This window comes from Clostridium sp. OM02-18AC, assembly GCF_003481825.1.
Lineage (GTDB): Bacteria > Bacillota > Clostridia > Lachnospirales > Lachnospiraceae > Brotaphodocola.
This window is the reverse complement of record NZ_QULW01000006.1, coordinates 110,346-124,015: the sequence shown is the minus strand read 5'-3', so window position 1 is coordinate 124,015 and position 13,670 is coordinate 110,346. Positions and strand designations below refer to the sequence as shown.

The 13,670-nt window shown below is 47.4% G+C and carries 13 protein-coding genes; 12 read left to right on the top strand and 1 reads right to left on the bottom strand.

Features of this window, described 5'->3' with window-relative positions:
- Nucleotides 1–63 precede the first annotated feature (63 nt).
- Together DXB18_RS06150 and DXB18_RS06145 are read left to right on the top strand one after the other, a co-directional pair.
- A complete protein-coding gene (locus DXB18_RS06150) occupies nucleotides 64–1,338 on the top strand; it encodes a TolC family protein (protein ID WP_118706593.1) in 1,275 nt (424 codons plus the stop codon).
- Between the two features lie 14 nt (nucleotides 1,339–1,352).
- The gene (locus DXB18_RS06145) at nucleotides 1,353–2,648 is read left to right on the top strand and encodes a TolC family protein (RefSeq protein ID WP_118706591.1); all 1,296 of its coding nucleotides are present in this window, start codon (nucleotides 1,353–1,355) and stop codon (nucleotides 2,646–2,648) included.
- A gap of 71 nt (nucleotides 2,649–2,719) precedes the next feature.
- Here DXB18_RS06145 and DXB18_RS06140 read toward each other — a convergent pair whose 3' ends face one another.
- The gene (locus DXB18_RS06140; RefSeq protein WP_118706589.1) at nucleotides 2,720–3,718 is read right to left on the bottom strand and encodes a LysR family transcriptional regulator; all 999 of its coding nucleotides are present in this window, start codon (nucleotides 3,716–3,718) and stop codon (nucleotides 2,720–2,722) included.
- A gap of 125 nt (nucleotides 3,719–3,843) precedes the next feature.
- Here DXB18_RS06140 and DXB18_RS06135 point away from each other — a divergent pair, with 125 nt between their 5' ends.
- The 10 genes from DXB18_RS06135 to DXB18_RS06090 all read left to right on the top strand — a co-directional run bounded on the left by DXB18_RS06135 (nucleotide 3,844) and on the right by DXB18_RS06090 (nucleotide 13,657).
- The gene (locus tag DXB18_RS06135) at nucleotides 3,844–5,220 is read left to right on the top strand and encodes a M20/M25/M40 family metallo-hydrolase (RefSeq protein WP_118706587.1); all 1,377 of its coding nucleotides are present in this window, start codon (nucleotides 3,844–3,846) and stop codon (nucleotides 5,218–5,220) included.
- A gap of 1 nt (nucleotide 5,221) precedes the next feature.
- A complete protein-coding gene (locus DXB18_RS06130; protein ID WP_118706585.1) occupies nucleotides 5,222–6,511 on the top strand; it encodes a 2-hydroxycarboxylate transporter family protein in 1,290 nt (429 codons plus the stop codon).
- A gap of 19 nt (nucleotides 6,512–6,530) precedes the next feature.
- Nucleotides 6,531–7,367, top strand: coding sequence for a YitT family protein (locus DXB18_RS06125; protein ID WP_182430487.1), 837 nt, complete (start codon nucleotides 6,531–6,533; stop codon nucleotides 7,365–7,367).
- 907 nt (nucleotides 7,368–8,274) lie between these two features.
- Entirely contained in the window at nucleotides 8,275–9,696 is a 1,422-nt protein-coding gene (mgtE, locus tag DXB18_RS06120; protein WP_243103227.1) for a magnesium transporter, read from the top strand.
- 110 nt (nucleotides 9,697–9,806) lie between these two features.
- Nucleotides 9,807–10,397: a hypothetical protein gene (locus DXB18_RS06115; RefSeq protein WP_207665768.1), complete on the top strand. Its 591-nt coding sequence runs from the start codon at nucleotides 9,807–9,809 to the stop codon at nucleotides 10,395–10,397.
- A gap of 111 nt (nucleotides 10,398–10,508) precedes the next feature.
- Complete coding sequence (locus DXB18_RS06110) at nucleotides 10,509–10,706, top strand: helix-turn-helix transcriptional regulator (protein WP_118531345.1); 198 nt, start codon at nucleotides 10,509–10,511, stop codon at nucleotides 10,704–10,706.
- A gap of 102 nt (nucleotides 10,707–10,808) precedes the next feature.
- Nucleotides 10,809–11,213 (top strand): IS200/IS605 family transposase, encoded by a 405-nt coding sequence (gene tnpA / locus DXB18_RS06105; RefSeq protein WP_118540223.1) that lies wholly within the window; start codon nucleotides 10,809–10,811, stop codon nucleotides 11,211–11,213.
- Nucleotides 11,214–11,231: 18 nt separating this feature from the next.
- Entirely contained in the window at nucleotides 11,232–12,335 is a 1,104-nt protein-coding gene (tnpB, locus tag DXB18_RS06100; protein WP_118706580.1) for an IS200/IS605 family element RNA-guided endonuclease TnpB, read from the top strand.
- 136 nt (nucleotides 12,336–12,471) lie between these two features.
- Nucleotides 12,472–12,975, top strand: a complete 504-nt coding sequence (bilS, locus tag DXB18_RS06095) for a flavodoxin family protein BilS (protein ID WP_118706578.1) — start codon at nucleotides 12,472–12,474, stop codon at nucleotides 12,973–12,975.
- A gap of 163 nt (nucleotides 12,976–13,138) precedes the next feature.
- Nucleotides 13,139–13,657 carry a peptidylprolyl isomerase gene (locus tag DXB18_RS06090; RefSeq protein ID WP_118534458.1) on the top strand — a complete coding sequence of 173 codons (519 nt, stop codon included), beginning with the start codon at nucleotides 13,139–13,141 and terminating at the stop codon, nucleotides 13,655–13,657.
- The last annotated feature ends 13 nt before the right edge of the window (nucleotides 13,658–13,670 follow it).

Here is a 13,670-nt window from a genome sequence, read left to right as displayed (position 1 = left end):
AACTAGATGCGTGACTATGTACGGAATAGTTGCGTTTGTTATTCGAAAAAAGGAGGAGATAGAATGCTTCCGAACAATAGAAAACGGTGCGCTGGCTTTGGAACCGTGCACCGTGCAGGCAAAAGGCCGTTTGCCCAGGGATCATGCAGACAGAATGCAGGTGGTCACTGGACACGGACCGGAAGAAAGCTGGCGGGGAGTTTCCTGGCGGCGGCTCTTGTCACTGCAGCGCTTCCGCTTCCGGCTTTCGCCCAGCAGAGCCCGGAATTTGCCTACTCGGCAGAAAAGTGGGCAACACTGAAGGACAACAAGCTGGAATTCGATGAGATCAAGGACCTGATCCATGAATACAACCCGACCGTCATCCAGAACGCGATCAGTTATAAAGATTACCTGACCAAAAACCGCGATGATGTGGCACAGGAGTACTATGACCGTGCCAATGAGATTTATTCCAGCATTGAGTACCCGGATTCTGACAGTGAGAACTACGGAAGCGGGGTGGCTGCCGCACTCCGGAATGAGCAGCAGGCAAAGAGTCTGATGGAGCAGGGCGATGAAAATACCGATGACCAGGCAACCATGCGGATCCAGTACGACCAGGCTGAGGCTAGGCTTTCCAAGCAGGCGGAGGGTCTGATGATCACCTACTGGACCCAGTACTACAATCTGGACAGCGCGAAGGCCCGCATCGAGCAGGCTAAGCTTTCCTGTCAGTCGGAAGAAAACCGGCTGGCAGCAGGCATGTCCACTCAGTCCAAGGTATTAAGCGCAAAAGAAGCCGTTTCCACGGCGGAGGCATCCCTGGTGACAGCAGAAAGCAACCTGGCATCCACAAAAGAAAATCTGTGTCTGATGTTAGGCTGGAGCTATGGGGCCGATGTGGAGATCGCAGAGCTTCCTGAGCCGGACCAGGAAAAGATTGCGGCAATCGATGTGAACGCAGACATCCAGACGGCATTGGATAACAGCTACGCTTATCGCCTGACCCAGAAGCAGCTTACCAATGCCCGCACCGATACCGTGAAAGAAAAGCTGACCGAAACTGCAAAAAACCAGAAGGAGACCATCTCCAACAGCGTGAAGTCCGCCTATGATTCCCTGATCCTGGTCCAGTCCAATTACGAGCAGGCACAATCTGCGCTGACTCTGCAGGAGGTTTCCATGAAATCCGCAGATGCGAAGCTGGCAGCTGGAACCATTACGAAGAAAACGTATGAAAGTCAGAAAGCTTCTTATACCACAGCCCAGGTAACAGCCCAGACCCAGAAGCTGTCTCTGCTTCAGGCCATGGTCGATTATGACTGGAGTGTAAATGGACTGGCATCGCCAGAGTAGGAAAGGAGCGGTCTATGAAGAGAAAACAAAATGAAAATCGTTTGCCTGAATTGTCTTGTCCGCAAAGCTGGAAGCGGCAGGCGAAGCAGGGATTCCATATGCCCCAAACGGCTGGCATCTGGACTGCACTGCTTCTTGCGATTGCTTTTGGTATGCTCAGCCTTCCCTGTACTTCTCTTTCTGCGAGGGCAGAGGTTGCAGAGACAGGTTCCGGCCAGACTGCGGAAGAAGAGACGGCAGAGACTGCTTCCGGACAGAGTGCAGAAACCGCAGAACAAAATGCGGAACAAACCACCCGGTCCGTAACCTCAGTAGACTACAACAACCTGGAACAATTGGTGCTAAACAACCGGAATTTAAAAAATTCCCTGGAAAACTATACCACCAACAAGGAAACCTACCAGAATATGCTTTCCACCCTGGAAACCGAGCGGGACTACATGAAATTCATGCAGGAGAAGTATGAGGATGACGCAGAAACGAAGGCCGTTTACAAAATGAACGCTTCCCGTCTCAGCATGTCCATTTCCCAGATCACCAAACAGCTGGAATCCCTGGAAACGAAAACGCAGTCGGTAAGCAGGCAGAAGACGATAGACAGCTATGTTCTGACTGCGCAGAGCCTCATGCGCACCTATAATCAGATGAACACTAAGGCGCAGGCGGAAGAGAAAAAATACGAGGCAGCCCAGAGCAGTTACCAGGCAGCGTTAAAAAAACAGAGTGCAGGCATGGCGACAGCAGCTGATGTGATGGCAGCTGCTGACACCATGGCAAGCGCGAAAAACCGGTATGAATCATACCGGCAGCAGGCAGCGAATGTCCGGTTTAACCTGTTATCCAATCTGGGACTGGAAGATAATTCCGCGATCACGATCGGAAGCGTGCCGCTCCCGGATCTTGTAGCCATCGATGCGGTCGATTTCGCTGCGGATGTGGAAACGGCAGTCGGCAACAGCTCCAGCGTGCAGAATGCCCGCCATCAGAGCGCGGAAACCGCAACGGAGATTTCCGTAAAATCCGATCAGGAGACCCAGGCAGAGGGAACGGTGCGATCCCAGATGCAGAGTCTTTATGAGGAACTAAAAGCTGCAAAGCTTCAGTATGAAGGAGCAGCCAATGCTTATGAAAGCGCATCGATCACGTATGCATCGCTGCAGAAAAAACAGCAGGCCGGAATGCTTTCCCAGAGCGATTATCTGCAGGGCGTTGCCGATTATTACAGTGCGCTGGACGCAAAAGAGAGCGCAGTCATTCAATTGAATCAGGCGTGGGAAAGCTACAGCTGGACCGTGAAGGGAGTGTCTTAGGACACTCCTTTTTTCGTTGTTATATATCTGAGAAAAGCGGTCAGCGACAGCTTTGGCAGATAAAAAATCACCTAGGAAACCGATGGCTGTGTAAGCAATTGGCAAACCGGGGAGAGCAAGGCATTTTCTTCGGAAAACAGTTGTGAGATAAGAAAAATAAAACAGTTTGCCGGCTCGGAAAGCGGATTGTCTTTCTGATAGCAAAGGTAGCGATTGCGGCAATGAAGCGGATTGGAAATGGAAAAATATGCCATGGGCGCGATGAGCTGGATGCGGAGCACGGTCCGTACCGGAACGAAAACCATACCAATGCCGGTGGAGGCGAGGCGGAGTGCTGCCTCATTTCTCTGTATTTCCATTACGATGTGAGGAGAAAGGTGATAGCGGTCAAAGAGTGCGTGAGCGGTTTGTCCCATGCCGACATCGGGATTGCAGACAATAAAATCGCTTCCTTTCACCTGGGCTGGAGAAATGTAGTAAGGGGTTAGCGGGGAATTGGCGGTCAGATCCATTCCCTGACAGAGCGGGTAGCTGGTTGGGACTGCCAGAACAATGGGCTCAACCTGAATGATTTTACTTTGCAGATTGTCGGGAATCTGCTGGGAAGATAAGATCGCAAAATCAATCTCTCCTTTTTCCAGGAAAGAAAAAAGCTGTTTATTGTTTCCTTCCGTTAATTTGAGCTTGAGATTTGGATATTGTTGTTTCATGGCCGTGATCAGGTAAGGAAGCGTGGTGCTGCAGAACTCAGGCCCCATGCCGAGACGGATGGTTCCGTGACTGGAATGGGTGAACTGGTTGAGGTCAGCCATCAGCTCGGCTTCCAAAAGCCGGATCTGCCTTGCTTTTTGGACGAAACGCACCCCGGCTTCCGTGAGAACGACCGGATTGGCCGTACGGTCAAAAAGTCGGATGGAAAGGTCTTTCTCCAGACGGTTGATATATTTTGTGAGAGCAGGCTGTGTGATGCAGAGTGCCTGTGCGGCTTTGGAAATATTCTGGTAATCGGCAATCGCACAGACATATTCATAGGCATGGGCAAACATAGAAAATCCTCCTGAAATAACCATGACAAAATGTTATGGAAAATGGAAAAATGACTCATTGGACATAACTTCTTGGAACTATTATACTGAGACCATAAAGTATTTGCAAATATTTTTCAAGAATAACCAGTAACGTTTGTGGAGGTCATATGGATGTATTAGAGCGGGCGTTTGCCTATGTGGATGAACATCGGGAAGAATATTTGAAGGATCTTGGCGAAATTTGCAGTTTTCCAAGCACGGCGGCTCATGCGGAAGCATTGGAAAATACCAGAACATGGATCGAGAAGCGTCTGGAAAGAGCCGGAGTTTCTGCAAAGCGTGTCGGCGGCGGAGAAGGCAATGACATGATCGCTGCACAGAAAAATGGAACGAAAGATAAAACGGTTCTTTTCTACAATCATTACGATGTGGTCGAGCCGGGAGATCCGCAAAAGTGGGACGGAGGAGATCCGTACCGGGTGAGAATCGAGAACGGCAGAATGTATGCCAGAGGAATATCGGATAATAAAGGACCTTTGGTTTCCAGAATTCAGGCGGTGGAAGCGCTGATTGCAGTAAGCGGGGAACTGCCGGTCAATGTAAAGTTCTTCTTTGAGGGGGATGAAGAAACTTCCAGTCCGTCTATGGTGCGGTATCAGAATATGCATATGGAAGAATTTCAGGAGCATACGAAAGCAGATGTCTGCTTCTGGGAAAATGGACGGCACGACCAGGAGGGAAATCCGTGGAGCCGGTTTGGTGTACGCGGAGCCTGCGCGTTCAATCTGAAAGTTACGACGGCAGCAACCGATGTACATGGAAGGATGGGCGCGACTGTGCCGAGCGCTTCCTGGCGGCTGATCTGGGCGCTTTCCACACTGAAAAGCAGCGATGAAAAGGTACAGATCGAGGGCTTTTATGATGATGTGATACCGCCAACGCAGGAAGAACTGGAGTTTCTGAAAAAGTTTCCATACGATGAAGAAAAGCAAAAACAGAAACTGGGGCTGAAGCAGTTTGTGCTTGGGGCTTCCGGCGAAGAACTGAAAAAAAGAGTTTATCTGGAGCCAACGTTATCGGTTTGTGGATTGGAAGCCGGGGAATTGTACAATGGACCGCGCGGCATTGTTCCGCATACGGCGTGGGCGAGAATTTCCATGTATCTCGTAGCTGATCAGAATCCGGATAAGATCGCCGGACAGCTGAGAAAACATCTGGATAAGAACGGATTTGAAGATGTGGAAGTGGAGTATCTGGGGGGAACCTGGCCGGTGAAGACATCATTAAAAACTCCCGCAGCAGATGTTTTGGACAAGGCTTCCGAACTTGTTTACTATAAACCAATGATGCGGGAACTGACCCAGTTGGGTTCCGGGCCGGCGATTGTATTTCGGAATGCGTGGCCGGAATTGCCGGTGATCGGCGTAGGACCGGGCAACACCGCCTCCAATCATCATGCACCGAATGAAAACCTGGCAATAGAAGATTATTTCAATTCACTGAAATGTATGATCGCTTTTTTGTACGAGTGGGGGAAAGAATGATATGATGATTCAGTATGATGAAAACAGTAAAATGAACATTATGAAAATGCCAATGGTGCTCTTTGTAATCTTTGCGGCCATCACCGCGGTTGCAGTTTATATGGAAAAGCTTCCAAACTCCCTGATCGGAGGACTGGCAGTCTGCATTTCACTGGGGTATCTCTTATATTTTATCATAGGAAAAATATCAATCCTGCAAAAAACAATTGGAATGGCTGCAGTTCCTTTTATCTGTGCATTCCTTGTTTATAAGAATCTGATTCCGGAATCGGCCATTGAAATTGTGAACAATACGATAAATGGAAAAACAGATGTGCTCGGATTTTATGTAGGAGCACTGCTGTGCGGAAGTATTCTTGGCATGGACCGGAAAATGTTAATTAAGGCCGGAAGCCGGTATTTTGTTCCAATCGCCGGCGGTATCCTGGTCTCTTATGGAGTAGCAGGACTGGTTGGCAGATTTTTTGGCTACAGCTTTCGTGATGTAGTGCTTTATATTGTTGGGCCGATCATGGGCGGCGGCAATGGCGCCGGAGCTGTTCCAATGTCCGAAATTTATGCCAATGCAAGTGGCCAGGCAGCGGATACATTTTATTCCAAAATGCTTCCGGCCATGACGCTTGGAAACTGGTTCGCGATTTTTGGCGGCATCATTTTAAAAAATCTGGGCTGGAAATTCCCGAAGCTGACAGGAAATGGAACCCTGATGAAAGGCTACAGCGAAAAAGATGCAGGAAAAACCTATGATTTTACATTGAGATTAGAAGATCTGGGAATTGGATGTTTTGCAACAGCAGCGTTCGTTATTTTCGGACGGATCATTGCAAGCTATGTTCCGATGATCCACGCATACGCATTTACGATCATTGCAGTAGCCCTGGTAAAAATTCTCGGAATCCTGCCGGAACGCATGGAGTATTGTGTGGTACAGTGGTATCAGTTTATGCGTGCCAATGTTACGGTGATCATCATGGCAGGTGTTGGAATCTGCATGTTTGATCTGGCATCTCTGTTTGCAGTACTTTCCCCGGGATATGTCGTGATGTGTCTGATCGTAGTAGCAGCAGCAACCATTGGCGCAGGGGCAGCAGGAATGCTGGTGAAATTCTTCTTTGTAGAAGCAGGGATCACTGCAGGACTTTGCATGTGCAACGCAGGTGGTAATGGAGATGTCTATGTTCTTACCGCAGCAGAGAGAATGGAGCTGATGTCTTTTGCACAGATTTCATCCCGCCTTGGCGGTGCGATCATTTTGGTAATACAGAGTTTACTGGCCGGATGGCTTTTATAATAAAGAAGAGGAAATGTTCATGAGTCATTGGAAAAAACTAGGCATGGTACTGATCGGAAATCTGATTGTTGCTTTTGCTACCGTTTCTTTTTTGGAAGGGAGCGGGCTGATCACAGGCGGAACAACCGGAGTCGGCAAGGTGGTATATGCGTTGACTGGTCTGCCGGTGTCCGGAACCTATGCGGTTGTGAATGGAATCTGCTTTTTTCTGGGCTTGTGGATCCTGGGAAAGGAATTTGCACTGACGACGATCCTTTCCAGTGTCATATTTCCGCCGATGCTTCGTGCGCTGGAGGTTTTATCAGGCGGAGGCGGCTTATCGGATGATCTGGTTTTATGTGCCGTGTTTGCGGGAATCCTTACAGGAATCGGCATTGGTCTGGTGATGCGGGCACATTCTTCGACTGGCGGTCTGGACATTCCGCCGCTGATCGTGAACCGTTTGTTCGGAGTGCCGGTGGGCGTTTGCATGATGGGGATCAGTATTGTGGTAGTCGTACTGCAGATTCCGTTTTCCAGCATGGACCAGATTTTGTATGGTTTGATCCAGATCATGATCATGTCTGTCGTACTGGATAAGGTGCTGATGATGGGACACAGTCAGGCAAAACTTTGGGTGATCAGCTCAAAATACGATTCCATCAAAAAAATGCTCTTGCAAAATGATGTTGGTGCAACCTTGTTTCCGATCGAAACCGGGTATACAGATCAAAACCAGAAAGCGATCCTTTGTGTGGCAGCGCCCCGCCGTCTGCCGCACATCAAACAGCTGATCCAGAATGTCGATGCAGAAAGCTTTGTGCTGGTGGATACCACACAGGAGGTGTTGGGAAAAGGATTTACGCTGCCGCGCTGAGAAGTGGATTAAGAATTAAAAAAATATCTTATTCAAAAAAGGATATTGTTTTTCAAAATCGCATATGATATAATGCCGTTAGGCAAAAGGATAAGATGTTCCATTGCGAACAGCAAAACGAAAACCCCAGAAGTCTCGCATACTTCTGGGGTTTTCTATTCCTGTTTTCTGGAGTGGGAAGGCTTAAGCCCACAGGCTATAGTTACCGGCTACTTGTCACCGTCTAACCATTTGATGATGTAGTGGCAAGCTACACCAGCCGCAACGGTGACAATAAAGGATAAGATATATTCCATTCCGAACACCTCCTTTCCATACCAGTCTGGAGGCGGTAACAAATTTAATATATCACATCAAAAGTGATGTGACTAGTGAAAAAATATCAACTTGGAAATTTGAGTGGTTGACGCAAAAAAAATGCTGTAGTATAGTGATATAGGAAAATATTGATCGTGCATATATAAGGAGGTGAGGAAATGGACGTCGCGGACAGTTATAAGCGAATGAGCGGCAATGGAAGAGAAAAGAAGACCGACAGCCTGTCTGAATCCGCTGTCCGTTTTCTCACACGAATTGAGTTTAGATTTTGATAGGAAAGCTGTCTGATCGGTAGTCCCTGCATCACAGGTGTACTGCACGGATCAGGCTGTATTTGCGTGTGTCTGCCATTGCCCGTTTTCAGATGAAACCGGTAATGGCATTTTTTATTTGCGGAAACACGCTGCTGTTTCTTTCTTGTTTTTTGAATCTATTGTTAAGAAAACGTGAAGAATACAGGAAATTTTTCTGGAAAAATACAGCAGGTTTGCGCAGATCAAAAATGCTCCGGTTCCACGGATGACAGCCGTGAGAACAAAACGCTGTGAGAAAGAGAAAGACTTTTTCGCAGACGGAGAAAGGAGCAGACATGGAAAAGATGAACGAGAACGAGAACAAAGACGTGGCAGTTCAGGTACGTGACTACCAGACGGAACTGGAGCAGATCATGCGGAGCAACGTATCCCCGCGTGTATTAAAGGACCGGATTTCCGACTACCATGAGAATGATATCGCATCCTCTTTCGAGGTGCTGACAAGAGATGAGAGAGAGCGTTTATACCGCATTTTAGACGCGGAACAGCTTTCTGATATTTTTGAATATCTGGATAACGCAGAAATTTATTTTGAGGAACTGAATGCAAGAAAGAAGGTTGAGGTTCTTTCCTGCATGGAAGTTGATCAGGCAGCAGCGCTGCTTAAGCGCCTGGCAAAGCCGGAGCGCAATATGCTCATTGACCTGATTGACAATGAATCCAAGCGCGACATTGCCATGCTGGAGTCTTTCGATGAAGATGAGATCGGAAGCCGCATGAGCATGAATTTTATTGAGATCAAAGCTGGAATCAGTGTCCGTGAAGCGATGCGGGAGCTGGTTGCACAGGCGGCAGAAAACGATAATATTTCTACCTTATATGTAACCGATGACCAGCACACGTTCTGCGGTGCGATCGACTTAAAGGATTTGATCATTGCCCGAGAGGGCAGCAGCCTGGATGATATCATCATGGAGTCTTACCCATATGTGTATGCCCGTGAGATGATCGAAGACTGTATCGAGCGCATGAAGGACTACTCCGAGGATTCCATCCCGGTACTGGATGAGAACAACAAGATCCTCGGTGTCATCACTGCGCAGGACATCGTTCAGGTTGTCGATGATGAGATGGGCGATGACTACGCAAAGTTAGCAGGTCTTGCTTCTGAGGAGGAATTAAACGAGCCGATCCGCCAGAGCGTGCACAAGCGTCTTCCGTGGCTGATCATTTTACTTGGCCTTGGTCTTGTGGTTTCCAGTGTGGTTGGTCTGTTTGAGGGTGTGGTAGCGCAGCTGACCATTGTGATCTGCTTCCAGTCCCTGATTCTGGACATGGCCGGAAACGTCGGCACCCAGTCCCTGGCTGTCACCATCCGTGTGCTGATGGATGAGAACCTGGATGGCAAGCAGAAACTTGGCCTGGTATTTAAGGAAGCGAGAGTCGGCATGTGCAACGGACTGATCCTTGGCGTTCTTTCCTTTGTATTTATCGGACTTTATATAGTTTTCGCAAAGGGCATGACACCGGGCTTTGGATTTGCGGTCTCTGCCTGCATCGGCGTGGCCCTGCTTCTGGCCATGATGATCTCCAGTGTTTCCGGTACCGTGATCCCGATCCTGTTTAAGAAATTCGGCGTAGACCCGGCGGTAGCGTCCGGTCCGCTTATCACCACCGTGAATGACCTGGTAGCGGTTATTTCCTATTATGGTCTCACCTGGATCTTTTTGATCGAGATGCTGCATTTAGCGGATTAAAAGAATAAGACTTGAAAAGCTGTTTCTGGCCTGTGCATCTGCATGTGCCGGGGCAGCTTTTTTGTGGCTTGTATTGAGGTGCTTCGAAAATGTAAAGTATTCTTGACATAATGACGCCTCTGATATATACTGTAGATGTAAGATATAGTTTACATATTGTTGGAAGGAGGTCGGTGTATATGTCAGATATTTTCGCATTTACGGCTGCATTTATCGCGGTTCAGGTATTTAAGATCATTATGTTTAAGAAGGATAAGGACTACAGTGACTATGATGAGCGGCAGGAGCTGATCCGCGGGAGGGCATTTCGCTACGGCTTTTTGACATTGGCCGCACTGCTTGCGGCAGCGGTGCTGTGGGAGGAGTGCGTGGGTGCACTGCCGATCGAGTTTTCACTCCTCATGATGGCCTGCCTTATGGTGGGATGTCTGGTGGTCATCCTCTATGATATCTGGCAGGATGCGTACTGGGGTATCCGGCAGACGTCGGGCTCGAACGCCGCGATCGTGCTCATGGTGGCGGTGATGGTGATGCAGTACCTGGGTTTCCGGGGACATGCCAATGCTGGCGACGTGATCGTCGATGGCGTCCTCACCTGGGATGGCGGCATCTATCTGCTGATCTTCGCGTTCTTCGCGCTGATCATCGTGAACCTGCTGCTGAAAGCGTGGGTGGATAAACGGGGAGGTTCGGCGGAATGAAAAACCGGATGATGAAATTCTATATCGATATGCGAGAGAGACCCGGTGGGATGGAAAACGGGAAGATGAAATTCGCGAAAAACGGTGTCGATCGGTGGGAGGTCTGCTGAAATGAAGAACCTGAAGATGAAATCGGCACGGGCGGCGCTGGACCTGTCACAGCAGCAGCTGGCAGATCTCGTCGGTGTGTCGCGGCAGACCATCAACGCCATCGAAAAGGGCGATTATAACCCGACGATCCGACTCTGCATCGCAATCTGCAGGGCACTGAACCGAACACTGGATGACTTGTTCTGGGAGGAGTCGTGAAGGTGGCTTCAAAAGTGTTTGAAATAGGGCTACCGCAATCCCACTGGCTTTAGACGGTGGGTTAAGGTAGCCAAAAATCAGAAATTATTGTATACTCATGGCATGGGAACATGGAAATCTAAAAACAGACACAAATACCTATTACAATATCAAATTATTTTTGTCTGCAAATATAGAAAGAAATTACTGGTTTCGAGGCAAATATCAGATGATATAAAACAGTTTTCGGATGAGATATGTCAGAGACACAGTGTGATAATAAGACATATGGAAACAGACAAAGATCACATTCACTACATGATAGAGACAGAACCAACAATGTCTATTAGTAAGATTGTAAACCTGATGAAGAGCTATACAACATACCATATATGGAAAAGATATCCTCAATATTTACGAAAACAATTCTGGAAAGAACATACCTTTTGGACAGATGGATATTTTGCCTGTAGTGTAGGAAATGTATCGGAAGAAATGCTGAAAAGATATATAGAAAATCAAGGTTGAGAAAGAGGGTGACAGTGGATGTTAAAGGCATATAAATACAGAATATACCCTAATAATGAGCAGAAAATACAGATTGCAAAAACATTTGGCTGTTGCCGTTTTGTGTATAATCAGACCCTGGCATACCGGAAAGAAGTATATGAGAAAGAGAAAAAATCAGTTAGTAAAACCGACTGTAATAATTACTGCAACAGACAATTAAAGAAAGAATATGAATGGCTGAAAGAAGTGGATAAATTTGCTCTGACAAATGCGATTTACAACATGGATGCTGCATACCAGAAATTTTTTAAGGAACATGCAGGTTATCCGAAGTTTAAGAGTAAACACGATAATCATAAGTCATATACAACAAATTTTACGAATGGCAATATAACAGTAGATTTCGGGTGCAATAGAGTAAAACTGCCTAAATTAAAAGGTATAAAAGCAAAACTGCATAGAAATTTTAGTGGACAGATAAAATCGGTAACGATATCACAAGTTCCGAGTGGAAAATATTATGTATCAATTTTAGTGGAAACAGAACACACGGAACTGCCACAAACAAATCAAAATACCGGAATAGATTTAGGTATTAAGGAGTTATGTATTACTTCTGATGGAAAAAAATACGAAAATCCCAAAATCATCAGAAAATACGAAAAGAAACTGGTGAAACTGCAAAGGCAGTTAGCCCATAAAGAGAAAAGAAGTCAAAATTACTACAAAACAAAGAAAAAGATAGCATTGTGCCATGAGAAAATAACAAATACCAGAAAAGATTATCTGCACAAGATGTCACATGAGATTATCAGCGAAAACCAAGTGATAGTTTCGGAAGATTTGCAGATAAAAAACATGGTAAAAAATCATCATTTGGCAAAGTCCATAAGTGATGTATCATGGCATGAGCTGACAAGACAGTTAGAATATAAGGCCAAGTGGAATGGCAGAAAATATGTCAAAATAGATACATTCTATGCCAGTAGTCAATTGTGTTCAGTTTGTGGATACCAAAATACAGAGACGAAAAATCTATCAGTAAGGGAATGGATATGTCCTGTCTGTGGAACAAATCATGACAGGGATATCAATGCAGCAAAGAATATACTGGAAGAAGGATTAAGACAAATAGCATAAAAATAACAATATAGGGCAGGGACTGCCCGAATTAACGCCTGTGGAGATAGTAGGTTACGAGGTCTGTGAAGCAGGAAGCCCATTGGCTTTAGACAATGGGTAGTTCACTGAAGAGAATGAAAGGAAGGACAGGACGATGAGCGAAGAGAGATATGCCATCATTTTCAGCAGTCGGACGGGCAACACGAGGAAGCTCGCGGATATGATTCGAGGGGCACTGCCGGACGCGCGGTGTGCGTACTTCGGGGAGGCGAAATCCGCAGATCCGGATGCAGAGATGATCTATGTGGGTTTCTGGACGGACAAGGGCACGGCGGATCAGGCGTGTCTGGAGCTGCTGGGCAGACTTCGGAACAAAAAGATTTTCCTGTTTGGCACTGCGGGCTTCGGCGGCAGTGAAGCATACTATCAGAAGATTCTCGCGAATGTCCGCACGGCCATCGACGCAAGTAACACGGTGGTCGGAGAGTACATGTGCCAGGGCAGGATGCCGCAGGCGGTGCGGGACCACTATGTGAAGATGAAGGAGATGCCGGATGCGAAGCCGAATCTGGATGCGCTGATCGAGAACTTCGATCAGGCGCTTTCCCACCCGGATCAGGAGGATCTGGAAAGACTGCGGAGGATGATTACAGGGTGAAGGCCTCGTTCACCTGCCTGAACGGTAACTACCCGTGTATACAGAACGGAACATGCCTCATGAGTTGGATATTTGCGTATTAGAGGAATTTATGATATAATATTTCCCATCTTAGCGTTTGCGTTGTGACACCAAACGCACTACACGAAGGGAGATTTGATCCATGAAAAATCCAGAGATTACCATTACTATGGAAGACGGCGGCGTGATCCGCGCAGAATTATATCCGGAGGTTGCTCCGAACACCGTAAAGAACTTTATCAGCCTGGCAGGAAAGGGCTACTATGATGGCCTTATTTTCCACAGAGTCATCAAGGGCTTCATGATCCAGGGCGGATGTCCGAACGGCAACGGCATGGGCGGCCCGGGTTACTCCATCAAGGGTGAGTTCAGCCAGAACGGTTTCCAGAATGATTTAAAGCATACCGCAGGCGTTCTTTCCATGGCACGTTCCATGATGCCGAACTCCGCAGGCTCCCAGTTCTTCATCATGCACAAGGACGCTCCGCACTTAGACGGCGCATACGCAGCATTCGGTATGGTCATTGACGGCATGGACGTCGTAAACAAGATTGCCGAGACCCGCACCGACTACAGCGACAGACCGCTCAAAGAGCAGAAGATCAAGAGCATGACCGTAGATACCTTCGGCGAAGCGTATGACGAGCCGGAGAAGTGCTGATTCAGAGGAAAAG

Coding starts and splice junctions, on each gene's coding strand:
- DXB18_RS06150 (WP_118706593.1), top strand. CDS start 64: ATGCTTCCGAACAATAGAAAACGGTGCGCTGGCTTTGGAACCGTGCAC.
- DXB18_RS06145 (WP_118706591.1), top strand. CDS start 1,353: ATGAAGAGAAAACAAAATGAAAATCGTTTGCCTGAATTGTCTTGTCCG.
- DXB18_RS06140 (WP_118706589.1), bottom strand. CDS start 3,718: ATGGTTATTTCAGGAGGATTTTCTATGTTTGCCCATGCCTATGAATAT.
- DXB18_RS06135 (WP_118706587.1), top strand. CDS start 3,844: ATGGATGTATTAGAGCGGGCGTTTGCCTATGTGGATGAACATCGGGAA.
- DXB18_RS06130 (WP_118706585.1), top strand. CDS start 5,222: ATGATGATTCAGTATGATGAAAACAGTAAAATGAACATTATGAAAATG.
- DXB18_RS06125 (WP_182430487.1), top strand. CDS start 6,531: ATGAGTCATTGGAAAAAACTAGGCATGGTACTGATCGGAAATCTGATT.
- mgtE (WP_243103227.1), top strand. CDS start 8,275: ATGGAAAAGATGAACGAGAACGAGAACAAAGACGTGGCAGTTCAGGTA.
- DXB18_RS06115 (WP_207665768.1), top strand. CDS start 9,807: ATGACGCCTCTGATATATACTGTAGATGTAAGATATAGTTTACATATT.
- DXB18_RS06110 (WP_118531345.1), top strand. CDS start 10,509: ATGAAGAACCTGAAGATGAAATCGGCACGGGCGGCGCTGGACCTGTCA.
- tnpA (WP_118540223.1), top strand. CDS start 10,809: ATGGGAACATGGAAATCTAAAAACAGACACAAATACCTATTACAATAT.
- tnpB (WP_118706580.1), top strand. CDS start 11,232: ATGTTAAAGGCATATAAATACAGAATATACCCTAATAATGAGCAGAAA.
- bilS (WP_118706578.1), top strand. CDS start 12,472: ATGAGCGAAGAGAGATATGCCATCATTTTCAGCAGTCGGACGGGCAAC.
- DXB18_RS06090 (WP_118534458.1), top strand. CDS start 13,139: ATGAAAAATCCAGAGATTACCATTACTATGGAAGACGGCGGCGTGATC.